This window comes from Mesorhizobium sp. M0862 (assembly GCF_040319795.1).
GTDB lineage: Bacteria > Pseudomonadota > Alphaproteobacteria > Rhizobiales > Rhizobiaceae > Mesorhizobium.
On record NZ_JAMYOJ010000007.1, the window covers coordinates 44748 to 67539 of the forward strand.

Consider the following 22792-nt stretch of genomic DNA (forward strand, 5'->3'; position numbering starts at 1 on the left):
CCATCGGCCGGGACCCGGAACGAGCAGGGGCTTTCCTTGGAAACCGCGAAGCTGTAGCTCCACACACTGGTTTCGGATACTGCCAGAAGATGAACCTTCGCCGCATCGTCCTCATCGTCGCGCTTCTCAATCTTGCCTATTTCGGGATCGAGTTCGCTGTGGCGCTCGCCATTGGATCAGTGTCCCTGTTCGCCGACAGCATCGACTTTCTTGAAGATGCTTCCGTGAACCTCCTTATCCTGCTCGCACTTGGGTGGTCTGTGCGCTCCCGTGCGCGGGTGGGGATGGCATTGGCGCTCATCCTTCTCATGCCGGGTCTGGCAACGCTCTGGACGGCTTGGGAGAAGTTCAACGTGCCGGTGCCGCCGCAGCCCATCGCCTTGACCTTGGCGGGACTTGGCGCTCTCGCCGTCAACCTGTCCTGTGCCTACATGCTGGCCGCGCACCGGCATCGTGGCGGCAGCCTCACAAAGGCGGCCTTCCTGTCGGCCCGCAACGACGCCTTGGCCAACATCGCCATTATTGCCGCAGGGTTGGTCACGGCCTTGCTCTGGCATTCCGCGTGGCCCGATTTGGCGGTGGGATTGGGGATCGCGGTCATGAACGCCGACGCGGCCCGCGAAGTGTGGGAAGCTGCCCGTGAAGAACACCGTGCGGCGGCCTGAGAGCACGTAGAGCGGGGCTACCGGCCGCCGCTGATTGGCGCTATCGCTGTCATCCTCAGCAGCCGCGGTTGGCTCTGTGTTCGAGGCACTGTTCGAACCCGGAGGTTTCGCAAGGGCGACCGCCCGTCGGCCGGTCAGGCCGCCCCATCGGAGCCCATGAGCGAAGCGAACTGGCGTGAGATCAAAAATGGTGCCCCTAGCCGGAATCGAACCAGCACTCCTTGCGGAACTCGATTTTGAGTCGAGCGCGTCTACCAATTCCGCCATAGGGGCTCAGGCCCAAAGGCCTGGATGGGCGCGGACTATACGGTTGGAGGCCTGTTCGTCAACTGGCCAAATGCGCCGCCGTGCCCTGCTTGCGGCAAAAGCCCGCCTTTCTGTTTCGTGACGCTCCTGCCATTGTGCGGCGCGGAAAATCTTTCTAGACAGACGCGCATCAAAGCGCGTTGCGTGTGGCAACCTGCATCCAGGAGAGCCGATGCTTCGCGGACTTTACGACTGGACCTTGTCGCTGGCGGCCCGCAAATCCGCCGAATGGTGGCTGGCCTTCATCGCTTTCGTCGAAAGCTCGGTGTTTTTCATACCTGCCGACGTCTTGTACCTGCCCATGGCTTTGGCGCGGCCCGAACGCGCCTATCGCTACGCGCTGACCGCCACTGTCGCGTCGGTGCTGGGCGGCATTGCCGGCTGGCTGATCGGTTACTATGCCTACGACACGATAGCACGGCCGATGCTGGAGCACTTTGGCGGCCTTGACGCGTTCGAGAGGTGGCAGTCGGCCGGCACCGGGCTGATGCTGGTGCTGCTTGTCACATCGGGTGCCGCCCACCTGCCGCCGATCAAGGTGGTCACCATTCTGGCAGGCGCCCTCCACGTCAATCTTTTCGTCTTCATCGTCTCCGCCATCCTGGCGCGTGGCGCTCGTTTCCTGCTTCTTGCCTGGCTGCTGCGCCGCTATGGCGAAGAGATCAAGGAATTCATCGAGAAGCGTTTGGGATTGATCGTCGGCGCCGGCGCCGCTGCCCTGATTTTGCTCTATATCGTCGTCAAATACGCCTTCTGACCGCCCAAGGCGGGCGGTGGGTCAGGACTATGCCGGCGGACGGCGAATTCAACGGACGAAACATGACAGCCACGATGACAGCCGATACCGGACGCCAGCGGACGCGCACCGCTTTGTTTCTCGCCGTCGCCATGGCCGCCACGGTCGGCTCCGCGCTCGCCTTCCAGCACATAGGCGGCTACATCCCCTGCCATCTGTGCCTGGAGCAGCGCACGCCCTATTATATCGGCGCCCCGCTGATGCTGCTGGCGGTGATCGCCTCGATGCTTAGCGCGCCCGCATGGCTGACGCGCGGCCTGCTTGCCGTCGGCGGCCTGCTGATGCTCTATGGCCTCTATCTCGGCGTCTATCATTCGGGCGTCGAATGGGCCTGGTGGCAGGGCCCGGCCGATTGCACGGCCGGCGCCGGCCCGGTCGACACCGGCGGCAAGGGCGTGCTCGACGCGCTCGACAAATTCGTGCCGCCATCCTGCGACAAGGCAGCCCTTCGTATCCTCGGCCTGTCGCTGGCCGGCTGGAACGCCATCGCCAGCTTCATCCTCGCCGCCATCGCCTTTCGCGGCGCGCTGGCCCGCGATTAATCAAGTGCGAGGTCGCGCCATACGGCCAGTCTCTAAATGTTGGCACCGCCCCTCATTGCCCTGCCGGGCATTTCTCCCCGTATAGTGACGGGGAAAAAGACGCAGTCATCAATGGTTTCGCCAATCCCGAACGCTGAAAGAAGGGCGCCAAATTTGCAGCCAATTCCCTTCTCCCCGTCACTATACGGGGAGAAGGTGGCGGCAGCCGGATGAGGGGCAGCACCTGACATCGGCGATTGCCCTGGCAAGGCCGATCGCGCCAATCCCTACGGCTCCAACTCCACATCCCAGTAGAGATAATCCATCCAGCTTTCATGCAGATGGTTAGGCGGGAACAGCCGGCCATTGTTGTGCAGGTCGTGCACGGTCGGCTGGTAGGGCTTCTGCAGCGGCCACATCTTGGCGTGCGCCGGCATCATGCCGCCCTTCCTCAGATTGCAGGGTGAACAGGCGGCCACGACATTCTCCCACGTCGTCGCCCCGCCGCGATGGCGCGGGATGACGTGGTCGAAGGTCAGATCCTCGGGCGTGCCGCAATACTGGCACTGGAAGCGGTCGCGCAGGAACACGTTGAAGCGGGTGAATGCCGGGTGCCTCGACGGCTTCACATAGGCCTTCAGGCTGACGACGCTGGGCAGCTTCATCGAAAAGGTCGGCGAAGACACCGCATGCTCGTATTCGGCGACGATGTTGACCCGATCGAGGAACACCGCCTTGATGGCATCCTGCCAGGACCAGAGCGACAACGGGTAATAGCTGAGCGGACGGTAATCCGCATTCAGCACCAGCGCAGGAAGCCCATCCGGAGATACGGCAACCGTCACCTTGTTGACCTCCTCGTTCTAGAACCGATCGGCGCGGATACTGTAAGCCCGACATGACAGGGATGTGAAGCGGATTGTCATCAGCCAAACGCGGCAAAAATGCAGGGTTTTCATGCTTTTTTGCGGTTTCAGGCCGGAGGTGCCGCGTCCCGGCCCCTGGTTTCGCGATAATAGGACCAGAAAAGCCGCGATGCGACACCTCGCCACGGGCTCCATGATTCGGCCAGAGCGATCAGCGTTTTCTCCGGCGGACGCGGCTCGATACCGAGCGCGTGGCCGACCGCGCTCTGCAGCGCGACGTCGCGCGCGGGGAAAATATCGGGGTGGCCGGCGGCAAACAGGAGATAGACTTGCGCCGTCCACGGGCCGATGCCCGGCACCGCGATCATAGCCGCGATCGCCTCTTCGGCGTCGAGCGAACAGAGGTGATGCAGGTCGAGCCCCTCAACCACGGCCTGCGCAACCGCGATCAGACCGCGCTGCTTCGGCCGCGACAGCCCGGCCTCGCGAAACATGTCCTCGCCGGCGGCAAGGATCGCCTGCGGCGTTAGCGGATCGACCAGTTTCACCAGCCGGCCGAAAATCGCATCGGCGCTCGCACGGGATACTTGTTGCGAAACGATAATGGAGGCCAGGCTTCGAAAACCGGGTTCCGACAGCCGCAGCGGCACCTCGCCGGCCATGCCGCGCACCTTTTCCAGGCGCGGATCGATTGCGCAAAGCGCATCCAACCCGCGCGCAATATCGTCCAGTGTCGCGATGCGTTGCATGTTTTCTTGTTCCTGAACCGGCCGCACGGTAGCAATTGGCAAAACCGCTGCACAACCCGATTGCCGCTTGTGAGATGACGCTCCTGACATTCCGCTTCGCGCCGAGCCCGAATGGCGAACTGCATCTCGGCCATGCCTATTCGGCACTGCTCAACCAGCAACTGGCGCGTGCGGCCGGCGGCCGCCTGCTGCTGCGCATCGAGGACATCGACACGATCCGCTGCACGCCTGAATTCGAGGCCGGCATCTTTCGGGACCTCGAATGGTTAGGTCTCGAATGGGAACAGCCGGTGCGGCGCCAGGCCGAGCATTTCTCCGACTACCGGGCCGTGCTCGACCGGCTGGTCCGCGAAGAACTCGTCTACCCTGCCTTTATGAGCCGTGGCGAGATCAGGGCCTTCATCGCCGACAGCGAAAAGCGCGGCCGCGGCTGGCCGCGCGACCCGGACGGCGTGCCGCTTTATCCCGCCGCCGACAAGGCGCTGCCGGTCAGCGAACGCAACCGCCGCATCGCCGAAAATGCGCCCTTCGCCTGGCGCCTCGACATTGATGCAGCGCTGGCGCGCGTCGGCACGGATTTGTCCTGGCGCGAATTCACCAACGAGACGCTTTCGGCGACGCAGCGAGTCGAGGCGCGTCCGCAGGACTGGGGCGACGTCATTCTGGCGCGCCGCGACATCCCGACCAGCTATCACTTGGCCGTCGTCGTTGACGACGCCCTGCAAGGTGTGAGCCATGTCGTGCGTGGCCGCGACCTTTATTCCGCGACCGGCATCCAGCGCCTGCTGCAGGAACTGCTCGGCCTCGGCCAGCCGCAGTATTTCCACCACCGTCTCATACTCGGACCGGATGGGCGCAAACTGTCGAAGAGTTTTGCTGATACCGGCCTTGCCGCGCTGAGGCAGGCAGGCATGTCGCCGGACGATGTCAGGCGGCTGGTCGGGCTATGACTAAAGCCGGGCCAGCCCCGCCTTGAGCAGCGCCAACGCGCCGATAAACACGAAGGCGCCGCCCAGTCCCCAGGCAACCGCGAGCTTCAGATCTCTCAGGACGATGCCATGTTCGTTCGCGGCCATGACCGCGACGAAAAAGCCGAGCGTGAACAGCAATGTGTTGCCGGTCGACCCAAAACCGTCCTCCTGCATGATGGCGTCGAGCGCTGAACCGAAGAAGAAGCCGAAGACGGCCACACTCGCCACCGTCATCAACAGCCAGCTTGTGTCGAGATGCAACAGCATGCGCGCTCCCTGTCGAAGCCGAAACGCCATGTCGCCGGATCGATCGACAGAAGTCGATTGCCCTGACGCCGCCCTTTGAACTCGGCCACCCCCTAAATCAGGATGAGCTTATGTACCAATTGTTTCACTTTGCTTGCCGGATTGAACCGCATTAGAGCAATTGCCGTATTTGTCTCTTCACCGAATCGGACCTCTCCACCGGAAACGGCTTCCCCGAAAATGCACAGTCTCAAGCGGTTCATCCCCGCCTCGTTTGTCGTCCTGTGGGCGACAGGTTTCATCGGCGCGCGCTACGCCATGCCCTGGGCGGAGCCCTTCACCTTTCTGGCAGCCCGCTTTGTCATCGCCGCCTTGCTGCTCGCCGGCCTGATGCTCGTGCTTGGCTCGAAGCGAGCCACAAGGGCAGAAGCGCTTCACGCCACGGTCTCTGGCATCCTCATGCATGGCATCTATCTCGGCGCGGTGTTCTGGGCGATCCACAGGGGCATGCCCGCCGGGCTTTCGGCGCTGATCGTCGGCCTGCAGCCACTGATCACGGCCGTGCTTGCCGGCCGGTTCCTCGGAGAGGCCATCCTGCCGCGCCACTGGGCCGGCCTTGCCGTCGGCCTTGTGGGGGTGATCATCGTGCTGTGGCCAAAGCTCGGCGCTCTAGGCGGCGGCGTTACGCCCGAAACCCTGGCGGCGTCGCTGGTCTCGGTGCTGGGGATGAGCGCCGGGACCATCTGGCAGAAGCGCTATGCCTCGGGTGGCGACCTGGTGGCGGCGACGATGTGGCAATATATTGGCGGCGGCTCGCTGATGATCCTGGCTTCGCTGGCACTGGAGACCCACACGGTGATCATCAACGGCGAACTGATCTTCGCCATGGCCTGGCTGGTCCTGGTGCTGTCGATCGGCGCCATCTTCCTGCTGATGGTGATGATCCGCGACGGCGAGATGTCGAAGGTCGCGTCGCTGTTCTACCTGGTGCCGGCCGTCACCGCTGTCATCGCCTGGGCGCTGTTCGGCGAACGGCTCAGCCTCGTGCAGATCGTCGGCATGGCAATCGCGACGCTCGGCGTCGGGCTGGCCACGGCTCGGCCAGCCAAAACCTAGCTGCCGACACGTGCGCGCGCTTCGAGAAAGCGGCTGATCGCCGCATTGAGTTCGCCGCCGAGGATGAAGATCGCCGACAGCATATAGAGGAAAACCACGGCGATCATGATCGAGGCGAGGCCGGCATAGGTCGTCACATAGGACGAGAAATGGTCGAGGTAGGTCGCGAACATCGTCGAGCCGACAAGCCACGCAGCCAGAGTGAAAATGATGCCAGGCACCAGCGAGACAAAGCGGCGCTTGCCCGCCGGCAGCCAGTAGTGGACGGCAAACAAGCCACCAATGATGACGGTTGAGGCGATGACGTAGCGCCACAGCGTGATCGTGCCCGTATAGGGTTTGATCCACTCGAAATGAGCTTCCGCCAGCCGCGCCAGCAAAGGCGCAAAGACCAGGAGCACGCTGATCGCCAGGAAACCGGCCGTCGCGATCAGCACGAAGAAAATGCTCTGCACCCGGCGGTAGATGATGCCGCGCGTTTCGGCGACGCGGTAGGCGCGGTTGAGCGAGGTGCGCAGTGCCTCGATGCCGTTGGAGGCGAAATAGGCCGCCAGCAGCACGCCGTAGGTCAAAAGATCGGTGCGCCGCACGGTCAGCACGTTGAGCACTTCGCGCGCGATAGGCTTGGCGATCTGTTCGGGCCAGGTGTCGAAGACCAGGTGCACGGCAGTATCGGCGAACGCCTGCGCGCCGAGGAAGCTCGCCAGCGTGGTGGCGAAGATCAGGAACGGGAACAGCGCCATCAGCGAAGTGATCGCCAGATGGCTGGCCATGGCCCAGCCGTCATCGGTGTTGAAATGGCCAAGCGCGTCATAGAGCACGCGGCGCAGCACGACGATATTCCGCATCAAGAGCCGCGTTCCCTTCGATTGTCTCGACGCCGCGAATATGGGAAGGGATTGTGGCAAATGGCAACCCTTGCTCAAACCACGACGCCGCCTGCCAAAGAGTTGCGCACCATCATCGTCACCGGCGCCTCGTCCGGGATAGGCGCCCACTGCGCCCGTGCGCTGAAGGCGGATGGCTGGCGGGTGCTTGCAACGGCGCGCAAGCCTGAAGACATAGCCGCACTCGAAGCCGATGGCATCGAAGCGTTTTACCTCGATTACCGTGAGCCGGACTCTATCGAAGCCCTTGTGGGCTCGGTGCTGGAGCGGACAGGCGGACGCCTCGACGCCCTGTTCAACAACGGCGCCCATGCACAGCCCGGCGCCGTGGAAGACCTGCCGGTTGCGGCATTGCGCGAGCAGTTCGAGGCCAATTTCTTCGGCTGGCACGACCTCACCCGACGCATCGTACCGGTAATGCGTCGCCAGGGACATGGCCGCCTCGTTCATTGTTCCTCCATCCTTGGGCTCGCGCCGGTGCCTTTTCGCGGCGCCTACTCGGCCTCCAAGCACGCGCTCGAAGGCCTGATGCTGTGCATGCAGCAGGAACTCAGGGGCAGCGGCATCCATGTCTCGCTGATCGAACCGGGGCCGGTGACCTCGAAAATCGCCAGCAACGGGCTGTTCTGGTTCCTGAAAAACATCGACCACGAGAATTCCGTCCACCACGTCGCCTATGCCACGCAGCTGGCGCGGCTTCGGGCCGGCGGCAGCTCATCACGGCTGAAAAAGGGGCCGGAGGTGGTCTATGCGGCCTTGCGCCATGCACTTCTGTCGCGGCGCCCGCGCCCGCACTATGTGGTAACAGTGCCGGCCAGGATTGGCGTGATGCTCAAGCGCATCCTGCCGGCATCGATGCTCTACCGCGTTCTGGCCGGACGCGCCTGATCGCAACAGAACTGGGAACAGATCATGGCAACCGTCATCAAAGTCCTCCTCGTCCTCGTCATGGTCGCCGTGGTGATCGTGCTTGTCCGCGGCCTCATCAACATGATGCGCGGCGGCTCCGGTGTGAGCTCGAACAAGCTGATGCAGGCACGCGTGCTGCTGCAGGCGCTGGCGTTGGCACTGATCCTGCTGGTGGTGTATTTCACCCGCAAGTGACGGCCGTTCGGGAGGCGACGTGGTCAAGCTCAACAAGATCTACACCCGCACGGGCGATGACGGCACCACTGGCCTCGGCACCGGTGAACGCAGGCTGAAATCCGACCTGCGCGTCGATGCCTACGGCACCGTCGATGAAGCCAATGCCTGCATCGGCATCGCCCGCCTGCACACAGCGGCAAGTTATCCCGCCATCGACGCCATGCTGTCCCGCATCCAGAACGATTTGTTCGACCTCGGCGCCGATCTCGCCGTGCCCGACGACGGCAAGCCGCTCGGCTACGAGCCGCTGCGCATCATCGCCTCGCAGACCGAGCGCGTCGAAAAGGATATCGACCTTCTCAACAAGGATCTGCAGCCGCTCAAATCCTTCGTGCTCAATGGCGGCACGCCGGCGGCGGCAGCACTTCATCTTGCCCGCACCGTGGCGCGACGGGCCGAGCGGATCATGGTGGCACTGGCGCAGGACCCGGCCGAACATGTCAATCGCGAGGGGCTGAAATACATAAACCGCGTCTCGGACTTTCTGTTCGTCGCCGCTCGTGCGGTCAATGACAACGGAAATGCCGACGTGTTATGGGTGCCCGGCAGGAACCGCTGAATTTTCGAAGGCGGGAAAGGGCTTGGGGCATGTTCATCCCGCTTTACGACTCCAACAGGTTGCGCCACATCCGGCTGCAATATGTGACGATCGGCCTGATCGCGGCCAACGCGTTGGTCTTTCTCATCACCACGATCGGCGGCGAAAATTTCAACAACGCCGCCGTGCTCGGCCTGGGCTTCATCCCTTCGGTTGTCCACGACACGGCAGAACTCTCGCCCCAATTCGTCGTCATTCCGGAGAGCCTGAGTTACCTCACCTATGCCTTCCTACATGCCGATATCTTTCATCTCGGCGGCAACATGCTGTTCCTGTGGGTGTTCGGCGATAATGTCGAGGACGCACTCGGCCACATCCGCTACCTCATCTTCTACCTGCTTTGCGCCATCGCCGGCGCCTTCTTCCAGGGGCTCGTCGCCTGGAGTTCAGAGGTGCCGCTGATCGGCGCCTCCGGCGCCATTGCCGGCGTCGTCGCCGCCTATCTGGTCCTCTACCCCCGGGTGAAAGTGTGGGTGCTGGTCTTTGCCCGCATTCCGCTGCGTATCCCGGCCTTCATCCCGCTGATCCTGTGGATCGGCTTCCAAGTGGTGATGTTTGCCGCCGGCGGCGAAAACCAGATATCCTGGGCCTGCCATATTGGCGGCATCATTGCCGGTGGCGTGCTGGTGCTCATCATGCGCAGCCGCGGCGTGCCGCTGCTCGCCGGTGACGACGGCGAGCCGGGACCCGCCGATCAGCCAGCCGCTTCTACTGGGCCGGCGCCAGCCGGTCCCGCTCCCGTGCAACCTGAGACGCGTTGGGGCCGGGGTGGCGCTTCCGGCCACAACTGAACCGATTTGAGAAGTTTGGCCGCTGCCGTGGCATATTGACGTGTTGCGTCGCCACAACTACGGAGAGCGCCACCGCTAGGCGGCAGAAGACCAGAATTCGTCCGGCCAGGATTCCGTTTGGCCGGAATTCAGTCAGGAATGTCGGCTTTCGACAACTCTGCGGAGGCGCACGCTGCTATAGCGCGCCCGGATATCTCAGGAGAGGTGACAGACAATGAAGATCCTTGTGCCCGTGAAGCGGGTTGTGGATGCGAACGTCAAGGTTCGCGTCAAGGCCGATGGTTCGGCGGTGGAACTCGCCAACGTCAAGATGGCGATGAACCCGTTCGACGAGATCGCGGTGGAAGAGGCGCTCCGGCTGAAGGAAGCCGGCAAGGCCGAAGAGATCATCGTCGTTTCGGTCGGCCCGCAGCAGGCGCAGGAAACGCTCCGCACCGCGCTCGCCATGGGCGCCGACCGCGCCATCCTGGTCAAGACCGACGAGCAGACCGAGCCGCTCGGCGTCGCCAAGGTGCTGAAGGGCGTCGTTGACGCCGAACAGCCCGGTCTCGTGATCCTCGGCAAGCAGGCGATCGATGATGACTCGAACCAGACCGGCCAGATGCTGGCCGCCCTGCTCGGCTGGGCACAGGGCACTTTCGCCTCCAAGGTCGTGCTCGACGGCGACAAGGCCAAGGTGACGCGCGAAGTCGACGGCGGCCTGCAGACGGTGGAACTGAAGATGCCGGCGATCATCACCGCCGATCTTCGCCTCAACCAGCCGCGCTATGCCTCGCTGCCCAACATCATGAAGGCCAAGAAGAAGCCGCTCGACGAAAAGAGCCCGGCCGATTACGGCGCCGACGTCAGGCCGCGCCTGAAGGTGCTCAAGACCGAGGAGCCCAGCGGCCGCAAGGCAGGCGTGAAGGTCAACAGTGTCGCCGAACTGGTCGACAAGCTCAAGAACGAAGCCGGCGTGCTCTGAGACTGGAAGGAACAGATAAAATGACCATTCTCCTCATCGCAGAACACGACAACGCCAGCCTTTCCGACCAGACCGCGAAGGCGCTCTCGGCGGCGCTGCAGATCGGTTCGGACGTGCATGTGCTGGTCGCCGGCAAAGGCGCCAAGGGCGCGGCCGACGCCGCTGCCAAGCTCGAGGGCGTGAGCAAGGTGCTGCTGGCCGAGGCCGACGAACTGGCCGAGCGCCTCGCCGAACCGCTCGCCGCACTCGTTGTCTCGCTGGCCGGCGCCTACGACACCATAATCGCGCCGGCGACCTCGTCGGGCAAGAATGTCGCGCCGCGCGTGGCGGCCCTGCTCGATGTCGCGCAAGTCTCCGAAATCATCGAAGTGGTTTCACCAGACACGTTCAAACGGCCGATCTATGCCGGCAACGCCATCCAGACGGTGCAGTCGAGCGACGCCAAGAAGGTCATCACTGTGCGCACCGCCTCCTTCCAGGCTGCCCCGGAGGGCGGCTCGGCAGCTGTCGAGACGGTCAAGGCCGCGGCCAATCCCGGCCTCTCCACTTTCGTCGAGAACAAACTCTCGGAAACCGACCGTCCGGAGCTGACCTCGGCCAAGATCATCATTTCGGGCGGCCGCGCGCTCGGTTCCTCGGAAAAGTTCCAGGAAGTCATCCTGCCGGTCGCCGACAAGCTCGGTGCAGCCGTCGGCGCCTCGCGCGCTGCCGTCGACGCCGGCTACGCCCCGAATGACTGGCAGGTCGGCCAGACCGGCAAGGTCGTGGCGCCTGACCTCTATATTGCCGTCGGCATTTCCGGCGCCATCCAGCACCTTGCCGGCATGAAGGATTCGAAGGTCATCGTCGCCATCAACAAGGACGAAGAGGCGCCGATCTTCCAGGTTGCCGATTATGGCCTGGTCGGCGACCTGTTCGTCATCCTGCCGGAACTGCAAAAGGCGCTTTGACGCTTTCTGCCAAAGCGTATTAAATTGTGAAAGGGTGGGGTAGACGAAGCTGCCCCACCCTTTTAGTTTGCACTGCACAAAAAGCAGGCCGCAAAGGCCTTTTCGACGGGATCGCTGCAAATGGCCAAGATCGAGACGATCGGCATCATCGGCGCCGGCCAGATGGGCGGCGGCATCGCGCATGTATCAGCACTTTCGGGTTTCAAGGTGCTGATCTACGACGTCTCGCCCGACCGTATCGAGAAGGGTATTGCCACGGTCAGCGGCAACATGGCCCGCCAGGTCGGCTCCGGCAAGCTTGAGGAAAAGCTGCGTAACGAAGCGATGGCGCGCATTTCCGCAGCCCCCACCATGGCTGATCTCGCCGGTGCCGATCTGGTGATCGAGGCGGCGACCGAGGACGAGACGGTCAAGCGCAAGATTTACGCGCAGCTCTGTCCCCAGCTCAACCCGGAAGCCATTCTGGCGACCAACACCTCGTCGATTTCGATCACCCGGCTTGCGGCGCAGACCGACCGTCCCGAGCGTTTTATCGGCATACATTTCATGAACCCCGTGCCGCTAATGAAGCTGGTCGAACTGGTGCGCGGCATCGCTACCGAGGATCAGACCTTCGAGGCGGCCAAGGCCTATGTGAAACAGCTCGACAAGACGATCACCGTCTCTGAAGATTTTCCGGCCTTCATCGTCAACCGCATTCTGTTGCCGATGATCAACGAGGCGATCTACACGCTCTATGAGGGGGTCGGCTCGGTCGATGCCATCGACACCGCCATGCGGCTCGGCGCCAACCATCCGATGGGACCGCTGCAGCTCGCCGATTTCATCGGCCTCGACACCTGCCTGTCGATCATGCAGGTGCTGCATGACGGCCTGTCGGATTCGAAATATCGCCCCTGCCCGCTGCTGGTGAAATATGTCGAGGCCGGCTGGCTCGGCCGCAAGACCGGGCGCGGCTTCTACGACTATCGCGGCGAGCATCCGGTTCCGACGCGCTAACCACCAGAACGAAAGTTCCGTGCTCCCTCAGGACGCCGCTGCAAGCGGCGGCTCTGCTTGGCCTCTTGACCCGGTATCGTCAGGCGCCACGGAAACACAGCCGCGGCCGGCGGCCTTGGCCGCATAGCAGGCAGCATCGGCCCGGGCGATGATCTCGTCGACTTCACCGCTGTTGCTGTGGATTGGCGCCAGCCCAATGCTGGCATCGATCGCATGCGGCCGGCCGTCCCAGCTGAACTGCAGGCCGCGGATGGCGTCGATGACCGAGCGTGCGGCAATCCTGGCGCCGGCGCTCGGCCCGGCTTTCAGGATGACCGCGAATTCGTCGCCGCCGAGGCGGGCCACGATATCCTCCGGCCCAAGCGCACCGCGAATGGCCTCGGCAACCCGCTTCAGCAAGGCGTCGCCGGCGGCGTGCCCGCCAGTGTCGTTGACCAGCTTGAAATGGTCTAGATCGATGAACATGAAATGATGTTCGCCCGCCGGCCTGGCTGTGCCGGCCTTGCGGCTCCGGTCGACCAGTTCCTCCATGGTGCGGATAAAGCTCGAACGGTTGGCAAGGCCAGTCAGCGCATCATGCGCCGCGGCATAGGCGAGCTGGCGCTGCAAGGCGCGCGCATCGGTGAAGTCCTGGAAGACAATGACAAGACCGCAGAACTCCTGGCGGTCGTTCATGATCGGCGACACCACCTGGCGGATGCTGCAGCGTGTGTCGTCGCGACGGATGAGGACGGCGCGACTGTTCTGGTCGACAGGGCTGGCGCTGCCGAGCGCCGGCCGCGTCATGCCGATCCTTCGCCCGGTTTCTTCGTCCACCGCCCAGTAGACATGGCCAAGCGTCTTGCCGAGCGCCTCCGCGCCAACAACGCCGGTGAGCTTTTCGGCGACCGGGTTCATGAAGGTGATGCGGTTGGCGGCATCGGTGCAGATGACGGCGTCGCCGATCGACTGCAGCGTCACCCTCAGCCGCTCCTTCTCGTCGGCCAGCATTGCCGCCGATACGATGAGGCTTTCCTCGGTTTGCTTGCGCTGGGTGATGTCGGTCAGGCTGCCGATGGCCCTGACCAGCCGTCCGTCCTTGTCGCGTTCGAGCGTCTTGCCGCGGTCGAGGATCCAGACCCAGTGGCCATCCTTGTGGCGCATCCGGAACTCGGCTTCGAAGAACGGTGTCCTGCCCTCCAGATGGGCACGATCGGCTTCGGCGACGTTTTCGCGATCGTCGGGGTGGATCATCGCCAGCCAGCGGTCGGGGTCGCCGTCCAGTTCGCCATCGGCATAGCCCAGCATCTTCACCCAGGTGGCGGAGTAGGTGGTGCCGCCCTTCCGCATATCAAGATCCCAGACGCCTTGTCCGGCGCTGGCCAGGGCAAAATTCCAGCGCGTTTCGGCCTCGGCTATGCGAGCCTCGGATTGCTTGCGCGCATCGATATCCTCGATCTGGGAGACCAGGTAGAGCGGGCTCCCGCTCTTCTCGTCGCGAATGACGGAACCGGCAAGATGGGCCCATACCGGCGTGCCGTCCTTCCTGAGGTAGCGCTTTTCGAAGTGGAAGGCGTTGACGGTGCCCGCCCGCATGCCGTCCATCGTCTCACGGCCGATCTGCACATCGTCGGGATGGGTGATCTGGAAGAAGGTCAGCGCCTCGATCTCCTGCTTGCTATAGCCGAGCATGGCGGCGAAGGCCGGGTTGGTTTCATGGATGCGGCCGTCGAGGCCGACAATGGCGATGCCGATCGCCGAATCCTCCATGGCGCGGCGGAAACGCTGCTCGCTTTCGGCGATCTGCCGGCGGTCGTCCAGTATCCGGTAAATGAACAGGGCGGCGAGAATCAGCGCAACGGCGGCGACCGGCACCGATATCTGCAGGCAGAGTTTCAGCACTTCGGCGCTGACATCGAGCCGCGACAGCAGGAGCGCGACCACGGCAGCGCAAAGCCCTCCGGCCGCAAGCACCAAAGCCACGTGACTGTCAGCCCGCAGGCTTTTTCGCTCTCGTCGCATCACTGTGCATGCCACCCCATGCGCAACACATTTCTGCAAAAAACACTGGATGATCGATTTTAAGGAAAGGTTGCGCCGGAGCCACCGGCAACACGGTGAACCCGCAAACAATTGCCGGCATGATTAAGGATCGGTGATTATTGGGCGATCTTGAACGGCCCGGTCACCAGCGCACGAAGGACCGTCCCCCGAGCGCGCCCAGACCGGCGAGGACGGCGATAGCGAGCGTATACCAGGTGGCGACGAAAAGCGGCGAATCGTCGAAGCAGTGCGCGGCGTAGAAGGTCGCCGCCAGGCCGCCGGCGAGCAGTCCCGCGACCGCCCCGGCCAACACCGGCCGCGTCGGCGCTCCATAGCGCAGCATCCGCAGGAAGACGGCAAGCGGGCCGATTCCGATCAGCGGGATGAAGCCCATGCAGATCATCATGTTGGAGCCGACCATGCGCGTGCTCCACATCGGCTCCGGCACCATGAACAGTTCGAGAGCCACCGCCACGGCCACCAGCAGCGGCGCCGCCAGCATCCAGGCCGCGGCTCTTGCCGTCGAAGCGCCCGGCGTCGACAACGCCCGGACCAGGCCAAAGGCGGTGACGGCGAGCACGATGGTGAACACGAACTTCGCCAGGAACCGCATCGTGTGCATGGCGGTCATGATGTCGGGACGCGGGCCGATGGTGAGAAAGAAGACCAGAGCCGCGATCACCGCCGCGGCTGCCGCCGCCATCAACCAGGCCGAGCGCAGCGGCATCGCCTTGCTGCTTGTGTCGGCGTCGAGTGCCTTGATGAGATCCTCCGTCCTCATGTCACTGCCGCCCGAAGCGCCCCTGCCCAAATCGCTTGGCGATCGCGGCAAGCCCGCGATGCAGCGACACCCGCACCGCCGTCTCGCTGACGCCGAGCCTGGCCGCCGTCTCGCCGATGGAGCGGCCGTCGACCGAGATCGAAGAAACGACGGAACGCTGCGCAGCCGGCAGTCCGTCCAGCGCCCGGTTGATGTCGCGTTCGCTGACGGTCTCGGTTTCCGGCTCGGCAAAGGTCTCGGCGATCTCGTCGATCTCGATTTCGATGCGCCGTCCGCGCCGCCGGAAAGCATCGATCAGCTTGAAGCGGGCTATCGCATAGATCCATGGCAACACCGGCGCGTCCTGGCGCCAGGTATGCCGTTTCACATGAATGGCCAGCAAGGTTTCCTGCACGACATCCTCGGGATCGACCCCGCCCTGTACGATCTTGCGCCTCGCAAAGCCGCGAACCAGCGCGGCGATCCGGTGCAAAAAGTCGGCGTAGGCCCTTTCATCTCCCGCGATCGCGGCCCGCATCAGCCGGGAAAGCTCGGCCTCATCCTTGCCGCTCACAAGAGTTCACTCCCCGATCTTCGCGCCTCGGCACCGATTTGTTACGTGTCCGGCGAAATGATGTCCAAGCCAAAGTGCCGCAAAATCACGAAAGTTTGCGGGAGCGGCGACCGATTGAAGCAGCCGAGCAATGTTGACTACTGCTGTCAGGTATCGATAGGTGCAGCCTGCGAAACCAGAACCACCGAGATTGAGGATGACGCCATGAGATACACGCTCTCCACCCTAGCGGGGGCCACAGCGCTGGCCGTGAGCATGATCGCCGGGCCGGCGATGGCCGCGGATGCCGGCATCATCGTCTACAACGCCCAGCATGAGAGCCTGGCCAAGGAATGGGTCGAAGGTTTCACCAAGGAAACCGGCATCAAGGTCACGCTGCGCAATGGCGGCGACAGCGATTTCTCCAACCAGATCGTCGCCGAGGGCGCTTCTTCGCCGGCCGACGTATTCCTGACCGAAAACTCGCCGGCGATGACCCTGGTCGAAGCGGCGGGCCTTTTCGCGCCGGTCGACGCCGACACGCTGGCGCAAGTCCCGGCCGAATTCCAGCCGAGCAGCGGCAGATGGGTGGGTGTCGCGGCGCGCAGCACCGTCTTTGCCTACAACAAGACCAAGCTCACGGCCGAAAAGCTGCCCAAATCGATGCTCGATCTCGCCGATCCCGCCTGGAAAGGCCGCTGGGCAGCCTCGCCTTCCGGCGCCGATTTTCAGGCCATCGTCAGCGCGCTGCTCGAGCTCAAGGGCGAAGCCGCAACCGCCGACTGGCTGAAGGCCATGAAGGAGAATTTCACCGCCTACAAGGGCAACGGCACGGTGATGAAGGCGGTCAATGCCGGCGAGATCGAAGGCGGAATCATCTACCACTATTACTATTTCGGCGATCAGGCAAAGACCGGCGAAAACAGCAAGAACGTCGAACTGCATTATTTCAAGAACCAGGATCCCGGCGCTTTCGTCTCGATCTCCGGCGGCGGCGTGCTCGCCTCGAGCAAGCACCCGAAGGAAGCCCAGGCGTTCCTCAAATGGGTGACCGGGAAAGGCGGCCAGGACGTGCTGAAGACCGGCACGTCCTTCGAATACGCTATCGGCAAGGACGCGCAGTCCAATCCCAAGCTGGTGCCGCTGGCCGACCTGCAGGCGCCGAAGGTCGATCCGGCGACACTGAACTCCAAAAAGGTGACGGACCTGATGACGGCAGCCGGCTTGCTTTAGGCTGGGTTCGTCCTAAAAGGGCAACGATTGCGCTCCTGCCGGACTTTCCGCAGGAGCGCTCTGTTTTCGAGATGGCATTGTCCATGACGACACATTGCGTTTCCGGCCGCGCCTGCGGCGCCCCCGCCCCGGCGGCAGTGGCGCGGTCGAGCTGATGCAAACTGCGGTCGATCTCGCACGTTCAGGCCAGACAGTCGGGCGGTCCCGCCGGAAGCCCATGTCCTGGATCGCGCTTGTCGCCATAATTGTCTCGCTGCTGTCGCTGCTGCCGCTGGCGTTCATCATCTGGATCGGCGTGCAGATCGGCTGGGACACTGCTTCGGCCCTGGTCTTCCGGCCGCGCGTCGGCGAACTTCTGGTCAACACCGTGCTTCTGGTGGCGCTCACCGTGCCGATCGCCACCGTGCTGTCTGTGACGCTGGCATGGCTGACCGAGCGCAGCGACCTGCCAGGCGCCCGCCTCTGGGCCTGGCTGTCGGTAGCGCCGCTTGCCATCCCCGCCTTCGTGCACTCCTATGCCTGGATTACCCTGGTGCCGGGACTGCATGGCCTGTGGGCCGGCGTGCTGGTGTCGGTCCTTGCCTATTTCCCATTCCTCTATTTGCCACTAGCGGCCGCATTGCGCCGGCTGGATCCCGCCCTGGAAGATGCGGCCGCAGCGCTTGGCCTCGGACCATGGCGCGTGTTTTGGCGCGTCGTGCTGCCGCAGCTCAGGCTCGCCATTTGCGGCGGTGCGCTGCTGGTTGGACTTCATCTGCTTGCCGAATATGGCCTCTATGTCTTCATCCGCTTCGACACTTTCACCACCGCGATCGTCGACCAGTTCCAGTCGACCTTCAACGGCCCCGCCGCCAACATGCTGGCCGGCGTCCTGGTGACATGCTGCTTCGTGCTGCTCGCTCTGGAGGTGCTGGTGCGCGGCGAAGAGCGCTATGCCCGCGTCGGCTCAGGCGCGGCGCGCCACCGGCAGCGCTCGAGGCTCGGGCGCGCCACGCTGGCTTGCCTGGCTCTGCCTGCCGTCACCACGCTGCTCGCCATCGGCGTGCCCTTCGTCACCATCGGCCGCTGGCTGGTCGCCGGCGGCGCCGATGTCTGGCGTTTGGACGAGATCGGCCTGGCGCTTGGCCAGACACTGTTCCTGGCGCTGGCCGGCGCCTTGCTTGCGACCATCGCCGCCATGCCGATGGCCTGGATCTCGATCCGCGCGCCGGGACCGCTGCAGCGGCTGCTCGAAGGCTGCAACTACATTGTCGGTTCGCTGCCCGGCGTGGTCATCGCGCTGGCCTTGGTCACCATTACCGTGCGCATCGCCATGCCGCTCTACCAGACGCTGTTCACAATCCTGGTCGCCTATGCCCTGATGTTCCTGCCGCGCGCCTTGATCAGCCTCAGAGCCTCGATCGCACAGGCGCCGGTCGAGCTCGAACGCGCCGCCGCCAGCCTTGGCCGGCCGCCGCTGAAGGCGCTTTGGTCGACAACGATTCGCCTGTCGGCGCCGGGGGCTGCGGCCGGCATGGCGCTGGTCGCGCTCGGCATCATGAACGAGCTGACCGCCACCCAGATGCTGGCGCCCAACGGCACGCGCACGCTGGCCATGGCGTTCTGGTCCTATAGCGGCGAGATCGACTATGCCTCCGCCGCCCCTTACGCCTTCATCATGGTGGCGATGTCGCTGCCGCTGACCTGGCTGCTCTATGTCCAGTCGAAACGGATGGCCGGGCGATGAGCTTTCTCGAAATCAGTGGCCTCACCAAGCACTACGGCCCGGTCGCAGCCCTTGCCGGCATCGAGCTCAGCGCCGCAAGCGGCAGTCGCACCGCGATCGTCGGCCCGTCCGGCTGCGGCAAGACGACGTTGCTGCGGCTGATCGCCGGCTTCGAGGCGCCCGACCAGGGCCGCGTCGTGCTCGACGGCGAGGTGCTGGCCAATGGCGGCCATGCGGTGCCGGCGCACCGCCGCGGCATCGGCCTGGTGGCGCAGGATGGCGCCCTGTTCCCGCATCTCAGCATCGGCGACAATATCGGCTTTGGCATGGCCCGCGGCGAGGACCAGCGCGCCGAGCGCATCGCCGAGCTCGCCTATACCGTCGGGCTGGACAAGGCGATCCTCAAGCGCCGCCCGCACCAGCTCTCCGGCGGCCAGCAGCAGCGCGTGGCGCTGGCCCGCGCCATGGCGATGAAGCCCAGGCTGATGCTTCTCGACGAACCGTTCTCGGCGCTCGACACCGGTCTGCGCGCCTCGATGCGCAAGGCGGTCGCCGAACTACTCGAAGCCGCCGGCATCACCACCATCCTGGTCACCCACGACCAGGCCGAGGCGCTGTCCTTCGCCAGCCAGGTGGCGGTCATGCGCGACGGAAAGTTCTCTCAGATCGGCACACCGCGAGAACTCTATCTGCAGCCGAAAAACCGCATGGTTGCCGAGTTTCTTGGCGACGCCATCATCTTGCCGGCAAAGATTTCAGGCGGCTTCGCCACCTCCTCGCTTGGTCGCATAGCCGTCGACTCGAAGGAGCGGCGCGACATCGCCCGCATCATGCTGCGACCGGAGCAGGTGCAGGTAAAGCGCACGTCGCGCGAAGGCATGTCGGGTCCTGCGGGCACGATATTCGCCGAGGTGACGGACTCGGAATTCGCAGGCTCGATGTGCACCATTGCCGTGCGGCTGTTGAACAACCCCGATCCGCCGGACGCCGCGGCGATCGGCAGCACACCGCTGACCTTACGCAAGCCGGGAATCGACGCACCTGCCGTCGGCGAGATCGTGCGTCTGACAGTTTCCGGCAAGGCGCATGTCTTCGCCTGAACTGCCGATGCGTCGGATTGGCGCGAGCGGCTGCGTCAATCGACTCGTTTCCCAGCATTGTCGAACCAATGCAGCTTCTCGGCCCTGGCCACGACGCGCAGTTGATCGCCGGGTTTGGCCGTGGCGCGGCCGGCCACACGCACGACGATGCGGTTGCCGCCGGCGGCACAGTGAAGAAAGCTTTCGGCTCCCACAGGTTCGACCGCCTCGACCGCCGCAGGCAGAATAAGCGCGCCGGATGATGCCTCGGCACTGAAGGTGACGTCGGCATCCTCAGGGCGGAAGCCAAGCGTGGCGGCGTTCGTAGGCGCGAAGTCAACCGTCTTGCCGTCGGTCAGCGCCGGACCAGCCGGTCCTTGCGAAAGAGGCAGAAGGTTCATCGGCGGCGCTCCGATGAAGCAGGCGACGAAGGTCGATGCCGGCTTCTCGTAGATGTCGAGCGGCGCGCCCGTCTGCTCGACCAACCCACCATTCATGACGACGAGAATATCGGCCAGCGTCATCGCCTCAAGCTGGTCGTGGGTGACGTAGACCGAGGTGACACCGAGCGAGCGCTGCAAATTCTTGATTTCGACCCGCATCTGGCCGCGCAGTTTGGCGTCGAGGTTGGAAAGCGGTTCGTCGAACAGGAAGACTTTCGGATTGCGCACGATTGCGCGACCCATGGCCACGCGCTGGCGCTGGCCGCCGGAAAGCTCGCGCGGGCGCCGGTCGAGCAGCGCCGTGAGCTCCAGCACCTTGGCGGTCGAGCGAACCCTGCTGTCGATCTCGTCCTTGGGAGTACCCCGGTTGCGCAACCCGTAGGCCATGTTGTCGTAGACCTTCATATGTGGATAGAGCGCATAGTTCTGGAACACCATGGCGATGTCGCGCTCGGTCGGACCGATCGTGTTGACGATCTTGCCGTCGATGGCGACGGTGCCGGAAGAAATGGTCTCAAGCCCGGCGATCATCCGCAGCAGCGTGGACTTGCCGCAGCCGGACGGCCCAACCAGCACGCAAAGCTCCTTGTCGGGAATGGCGATCGAGACACCCCTCACCGCCTCGACGCCGCCGGGATAGACTTTCTTCACATCCTTCAGATCGATGGTCGCCATCAGCTTCTCACTTTTCGGTATCGACCAGTCCGCGCACGAACCAGCGTTGCATCAGCACCACGATCAGGATCGGCGGCAGTATGGCCAGCATCGCGGTGACCATGACCAGATGCCATTGGGTATCGGCATCGGCGAAGGAGACCATCTTTCTAAGTGCGATGACGATGGTGTTCATGTCATTGCTGTTGGTGACGAGCAGCGGCCACAGGTACTGCGTCCAGCCATAAATGAAGAGGATGACGAACAGCGCCGCGATGTTGGTGCGCGACAGCGGCAGCAGGATGTCGAAAAAGAAGCGCCATGGTCCGGCGCCGTCGACACGCGCCGCTTCCACCAACTCACCTGGGATGGTCATGAAGAACTGGCGAAACAGAAGCGTGGCGGTGGCCGAGGCGATCAGCGGAATGATCAGGCCGGCATAGGTGTCGATCATGCCGAGATCGACCATCACCTTGTAGGTCGGCAGGATGCGCACCTCGACGGGAAGCATCAGCGTGATGAAGATCAGCCAGAAGAAGACCATCCGAAGCGGAAAACGGAAGAACACGATCGCATAGGCCGAAAGGATCGAGATGAAAATCTTCCCCACCGCGATGCCGAGCGCCATGATTGTGGTGTTGAGCAGCAATCGGCCGACACTGACGCCGCCGATGCGGCCGACACCGCCGAACAGCGCCTCGCTGTAATTGTTCCAGACCTGGTCGCCGGGCAAAAGAGGCAATGGCGGCTTGAGGATGGTCTGCAGCGTCTGCGTGGAGGCAACGAAGGTGTAGTAGATCGGGAAAGCGACGATCAGGATGCCCAGGATGAGCACGGCGTGGGCGATGAGGGCGCGAAGCGGGGACTGACCAATCATCGCTCGCGCTCAACCGTAGTGGACTTTGCGTTCCACATAGCGGAACTGGATGGCCGTGAGTGAGATGACGATGACCATCAGGATGACCGACTGCGCGGCCGAATCGCCAAGGATCAAATTGACGAAACCGTCATTGTAGACCTTGTAGACCAGCGTCTCGGTGGCCTTGCCCGGCCCGCCGCCGGTGACCGCATGGACGATACCGAAAGTGTCGAACAGCGCATAGACAGTGTTGACGACCAGCAGGAAGAAGGTCGTCGGCGCGAGCAGCGGGAAGACGATGGTCCAGAAGCGCTTCCTCTCCCCCGCGCCGTCCATGGCCGCCGCCTCTATCAACGTCTTCGGCACCGCCTGCAGCCCGGCGACGAAGAACAGGAAATTGTAGCTGATCTGCTTCCAGGCAGCCGCAGACACCAGCAGGATCATGGCTTGGTTGCCGTTAAGCAAGGGATCCCAGGCAATGCCGAGACCTCTCAAGGCGTAGGCCAGCGAACCGATCGAGGGATTGAACAGAAACAGCCACAACATGCCGGCAATCGCCGGCGCCACCGCATACGGCCAGATCAGCAGCGTGCGATAAAGGCCTTTGCCGCGCACCACCTTCTCGGCCATGACGGCAAGCAACAGGGCCACACCCATGGCGACGATCGCGGTCGCCAGAGAGAACACCAGCGTAACTTTGATCGAGTTGAGGTAGGCCGGGTCGGCCAGCACCTTGCGAAAATTGGCGAGCCCGACGAACTTGCTCTTCAGCCCGAACGGGTCTTCCCTAAGCATCGACTGGTAGAGCGCCTGCCCCGTCGGCCAGTAGAAAAAGATCAGCGTAATGGCGACTTGCGGCGCCACCAGCAGATAGGGCAGGGTCTTGTTGGGAAAGACGACGCGTGGAGACAGT

The 22792-nt window shown here is 63.6% G+C and carries 25 protein-coding genes and 1 tRNA gene; 15 read left to right on the forward strand and 11 right to left on the reverse strand.

The window, feature by feature from the left end:
- Positions 1-89 precede the first annotated feature (89 nt).
- Entirely contained in the window at positions 90-665 is a 576-nt protein-coding gene (locus tag NKI15_RS12690) for a cation efflux transmembrane domain-containing protein (protein ID WP_023673757.1), read from the forward strand.
- 188 nt (positions 666-853) lie between these two features.
- On the opposite strand, the gene NKI15_RS12695 is transcribed toward NKI15_RS12690, so the two are convergent.
- Positions 854-938, reverse strand: a tRNA-Leu gene (locus NKI15_RS12695).
- Between the two features lie 205 nt (positions 939-1143).
- Here NKI15_RS12695 and NKI15_RS12700 point away from each other — a divergent pair.
- Together NKI15_RS12700 and NKI15_RS12705 are read left to right on the forward strand one after the other, a co-directional pair.
- Positions 1144-1728, forward strand: coding sequence for a YqaA family protein (locus NKI15_RS12700; protein WP_023673756.1), 585 nt, complete (start codon positions 1144-1146; stop codon positions 1726-1728).
- A gap of 62 nt (positions 1729-1790) precedes the next feature.
- Positions 1791-2309, forward strand: coding sequence for a disulfide bond formation protein B (locus NKI15_RS12705; protein WP_023731053.1), 519 nt, complete (start codon positions 1791-1793; stop codon positions 2307-2309).
- Between the two features lie 266 nt (positions 2310-2575).
- Here NKI15_RS12705 and NKI15_RS12710 read toward each other — a convergent pair whose 3' ends face one another.
- Entirely contained in the window at positions 2576-3133 is a 558-nt protein-coding gene (locus NKI15_RS12710; protein WP_008874122.1) for an HNH endonuclease, read from the reverse strand.
- Between the two features lie 128 nt (positions 3134-3261).
- Complete coding sequence (locus NKI15_RS12715; RefSeq protein ID WP_352886182.1) at positions 3262-3903, reverse strand: DNA-3-methyladenine glycosylase family protein; 642 nt, start codon at positions 3901-3903, stop codon at positions 3262-3264.
- Positions 3904-3977: 74 nt separating this feature from the next.
- Here NKI15_RS12715 and gluQRS point away from each other — a divergent pair, with 74 nt between their 5' ends.
- Positions 3978-4853, forward strand: a complete 876-nt coding sequence (gene gluQRS / locus NKI15_RS12720) for a tRNA glutamyl-Q(34) synthetase GluQRS (RefSeq protein WP_352886183.1) — start codon at positions 3978-3980, stop codon at positions 4851-4853.
- Here gluQRS and NKI15_RS12725 read toward each other — a convergent pair whose 3' ends face one another.
- A complete protein-coding gene (locus NKI15_RS12725) occupies positions 4854-5141 on the reverse strand; it encodes a hypothetical protein (RefSeq protein ID WP_352886185.1) in 288 nt (95 codons plus the stop codon).
- Positions 5142-5360: 219 nt separating this feature from the next.
- Here NKI15_RS12725 and NKI15_RS12730 point away from each other — a divergent pair, with 219 nt between their 5' ends.
- The gene (locus tag NKI15_RS12730) at positions 5361-6236 is read left to right on the forward strand and encodes a DMT family transporter (protein WP_023671676.1); all 876 of its coding nucleotides are present in this window, start codon (positions 5361-5363) and stop codon (positions 6234-6236) included.
- Here NKI15_RS12730 and NKI15_RS12735 read toward each other — a convergent pair.
- Positions 6233-7084 carry a YihY/virulence factor BrkB family protein gene (locus NKI15_RS12735; protein WP_023671675.1) on the reverse strand — a complete coding sequence of 284 codons (852 nt, stop codon included), beginning with the start codon at positions 7082-7084 and terminating at the stop codon, positions 6233-6235. The genes NKI15_RS12730 and NKI15_RS12735 overlap by 4 nt on opposite strands.
- Positions 7085-7144: 60 nt before the next feature.
- Between NKI15_RS12735 and NKI15_RS12740 the strand changes: the two genes are divergently transcribed.
- The 7 genes from NKI15_RS12740 to NKI15_RS12770 all read left to right on the forward strand — a co-directional run bounded on the left by NKI15_RS12740 (position 7145) and on the right by NKI15_RS12770 (position 12571).
- Complete coding sequence (locus NKI15_RS12740) at positions 7145-8011, forward strand: SDR family oxidoreductase (protein WP_084013621.1); 867 nt, start codon at positions 7145-7147, stop codon at positions 8009-8011.
- A gap of 24 nt (positions 8012-8035) precedes the next feature.
- Positions 8036-8227, forward strand: a complete 192-nt coding sequence (locus NKI15_RS12745; protein ID WP_023671673.1) for a twin transmembrane helix small protein — start codon at positions 8036-8038, stop codon at positions 8225-8227.
- Positions 8228-8246: 19 nt separating this feature from the next.
- Entirely contained in the window at positions 8247-8828 is a 582-nt protein-coding gene (locus NKI15_RS12750) for a cob(I)yrinic acid a,c-diamide adenosyltransferase (RefSeq protein WP_023750552.1), read from the forward strand.
- Positions 8829-8857: 29 nt separating this feature from the next.
- Positions 8858-9658, forward strand: coding sequence for a rhomboid family intramembrane serine protease (locus NKI15_RS12755; RefSeq protein ID WP_023750551.1), 801 nt, complete (start codon positions 8858-8860; stop codon positions 9656-9658).
- Between the two features lie 214 nt (positions 9659-9872).
- Positions 9873-10622, forward strand: a complete 750-nt coding sequence (locus tag NKI15_RS12760) for an electron transfer flavoprotein subunit beta/FixA family protein (protein ID WP_023694013.1) — start codon at positions 9873-9875, stop codon at positions 10620-10622.
- A gap of 20 nt (positions 10623-10642) precedes the next feature.
- Positions 10643-11572, forward strand: a complete 930-nt coding sequence (locus tag NKI15_RS12765) for an electron transfer flavoprotein subunit alpha/FixB family protein (RefSeq protein WP_023685323.1) — start codon at positions 10643-10645, stop codon at positions 11570-11572.
- Positions 11573-11692: 120 nt separating this feature from the next.
- Complete coding sequence (locus NKI15_RS12770) at positions 11693-12571, forward strand: 3-hydroxybutyryl-CoA dehydrogenase (protein WP_023671668.1); 879 nt, start codon at positions 11693-11695, stop codon at positions 12569-12571.
- Positions 12572-12598: 27 nt separating this feature from the next.
- Here NKI15_RS12770 and NKI15_RS12775 read toward each other — a convergent pair whose 3' ends face one another.
- The 3 genes from NKI15_RS12775 to NKI15_RS12785 form a co-directional block, all read right to left on the reverse strand.
- Entirely contained in the window at positions 12599-14533 is a 1935-nt protein-coding gene (locus NKI15_RS12775; protein WP_050596069.1) for a PAS domain S-box protein, read from the reverse strand.
- A 202-nt stretch (positions 14534-14735) separates the two neighbouring features.
- Positions 14736-15374, reverse strand: coding sequence for an NrsF family protein (locus NKI15_RS12780; protein ID WP_023750548.1), 639 nt, complete (start codon positions 15372-15374; stop codon positions 14736-14738).
- A gap of 1 nt (position 15375) precedes the next feature.
- Complete coding sequence (locus tag NKI15_RS12785) at positions 15376-15927, reverse strand: sigma-70 family RNA polymerase sigma factor (RefSeq protein WP_023671665.1); 552 nt, start codon at positions 15925-15927, stop codon at positions 15376-15378.
- A gap of 204 nt (positions 15928-16131) precedes the next feature.
- Here NKI15_RS12785 and NKI15_RS12790 point away from each other — a divergent pair, with 204 nt between their 5' ends.
- From NKI15_RS12790 to NKI15_RS12800, 3 genes are all read left to right on the forward strand, one after another.
- Positions 16132-17139 (forward strand): iron ABC transporter substrate-binding protein, encoded by a 1008-nt coding sequence (locus tag NKI15_RS12790; protein ID WP_023750547.1) that lies wholly within the window; start codon positions 16132-16134, stop codon positions 17137-17139.
- A gap of 154 nt (positions 17140-17293) precedes the next feature.
- Positions 17294-18865, forward strand: a complete 1572-nt coding sequence (locus NKI15_RS12795) for an ABC transporter permease (protein WP_023685328.1) — start codon at positions 17294-17296, stop codon at positions 18863-18865.
- Positions 18862-19944, forward strand: a complete 1083-nt coding sequence (locus tag NKI15_RS12800) for an ABC transporter ATP-binding protein (RefSeq protein WP_023750546.1) — start codon at positions 18862-18864, stop codon at positions 19942-19944. The genes NKI15_RS12795 and NKI15_RS12800 overlap by 4 nt, the downstream gene beginning before the upstream one ends.
- Positions 19945-19979: 35 nt before the next feature.
- Here the strand turns inward: NKI15_RS12800 and NKI15_RS12805 are convergent, their stop codons facing one another.
- The 3 genes from NKI15_RS12805 to ugpA are packed head-to-tail and all read right to left on the reverse strand — an operon-like array spanning position 19980 to position 22791.
- Entirely contained in the window at positions 19980-21041 is a 1062-nt protein-coding gene (locus NKI15_RS12805) for a sn-glycerol-3-phosphate import ATP-binding protein UgpC (protein ID WP_352514760.1), read from the reverse strand.
- 7 nt (positions 21042-21048) lie between these two features.
- Positions 21049-21897: a sn-glycerol-3-phosphate ABC transporter permease UgpE gene (gene ugpE, locus NKI15_RS12810; protein ID WP_023694018.1), complete on the reverse strand. Its 849-nt coding sequence runs from the start codon at positions 21895-21897 to the stop codon at positions 21049-21051.
- 9 nt (positions 21898-21906) lie between these two features.
- On the reverse strand, positions 21907-22791 hold the full coding sequence (gene ugpA / locus NKI15_RS12815) for a sn-glycerol-3-phosphate ABC transporter permease UgpA (RefSeq protein ID WP_023750545.1): 885 nt from the start codon (positions 22789-22791) through the stop codon (positions 21907-21909).
- Position 22792: the final 1 nt, after the last annotated feature.

Bases quoted from the DNA above. Each gene is read 5' to 3' on its own strand.
- NKI15_RS12790 (WP_023750547.1), top strand. From the start codon at position 16,132: ATGAGATACACGCTCTCCACCCTAGCGGGGGCCACAGCGCTGGCCGTG.
- NKI15_RS12745 (WP_023671673.1), top strand. From the start codon at position 8,036: ATGGCAACCGTCATCAAAGTCCTCCTCGTCCTCGTCATGGTCGCCGTG.
- gluQRS (WP_352886183.1), top strand. From the start codon at position 3,978: ATGACGCTCCTGACATTCCGCTTCGCGCCGAGCCCGAATGGCGAACTG.
- NKI15_RS12740 (WP_084013621.1), top strand. From the start codon at position 7,145: ATGGCAACCCTTGCTCAAACCACGACGCCGCCTGCCAAAGAGTTGCGC.
- NKI15_RS12765 (WP_023685323.1), top strand. From the start codon at position 10,643: ATGACCATTCTCCTCATCGCAGAACACGACAACGCCAGCCTTTCCGAC.
- NKI15_RS12705 (WP_023731053.1), top strand. From the start codon at position 1,791: ATGACAGCCACGATGACAGCCGATACCGGACGCCAGCGGACGCGCACC.
- NKI15_RS12735 (WP_023671675.1), bottom strand. From the start codon at position 7,084: ATGCGGAATATCGTCGTGCTGCGCCGCGTGCTCTATGACGCGCTTGGC.
- NKI15_RS12760 (WP_023694013.1), top strand. From the start codon at position 9,873: ATGAAGATCCTTGTGCCCGTGAAGCGGGTTGTGGATGCGAACGTCAAG.
- NKI15_RS12770 (WP_023671668.1), top strand. From the start codon at position 11,693: ATGGCCAAGATCGAGACGATCGGCATCATCGGCGCCGGCCAGATGGGC.
- NKI15_RS12725 (WP_352886185.1), bottom strand. From the start codon at position 5,141: ATGCTGTTGCATCTCGACACAAGCTGGCTGTTGATGACGGTGGCGAGT.
- NKI15_RS12730 (WP_023671676.1), top strand. From the start codon at position 5,361: ATGCACAGTCTCAAGCGGTTCATCCCCGCCTCGTTTGTCGTCCTGTGG.
- NKI15_RS12805 (WP_352514760.1), bottom strand. From the start codon at position 21,041: ATGGCGACCATCGATCTGAAGGATGTGAAGAAAGTCTATCCCGGCGGC.
- NKI15_RS12690 (WP_023673757.1), top strand. From the start codon at position 90: ATGAACCTTCGCCGCATCGTCCTCATCGTCGCGCTTCTCAATCTTGCC.
- ugpE (WP_023694018.1), bottom strand. From the start codon at position 21,897: ATGATTGGTCAGTCCCCGCTTCGCGCCCTCATCGCCCACGCCGTGCTC.
- NKI15_RS12715 (WP_352886182.1), bottom strand. From the start codon at position 3,903: ATGCAACGCATCGCGACACTGGACGATATTGCGCGCGGGTTGGATGCG.
- NKI15_RS12795 (WP_023685328.1), top strand. From the start codon at position 17,294: ATGCAAACTGCGGTCGATCTCGCACGTTCAGGCCAGACAGTCGGGCGG.
- NKI15_RS12780 (WP_023750548.1), bottom strand. From the start codon at position 15,374: ATGAGGACGGAGGATCTCATCAAGGCACTCGACGCCGACACAAGCAGC.
- NKI15_RS12800 (WP_023750546.1), top strand. From the start codon at position 18,862: ATGAGCTTTCTCGAAATCAGTGGCCTCACCAAGCACTACGGCCCGGTC.
- NKI15_RS12700 (WP_023673756.1), top strand. From the start codon at position 1,144: ATGCTTCGCGGACTTTACGACTGGACCTTGTCGCTGGCGGCCCGCAAA.
- NKI15_RS12755 (WP_023750551.1), top strand. From the start codon at position 8,858: ATGTTCATCCCGCTTTACGACTCCAACAGGTTGCGCCACATCCGGCTG.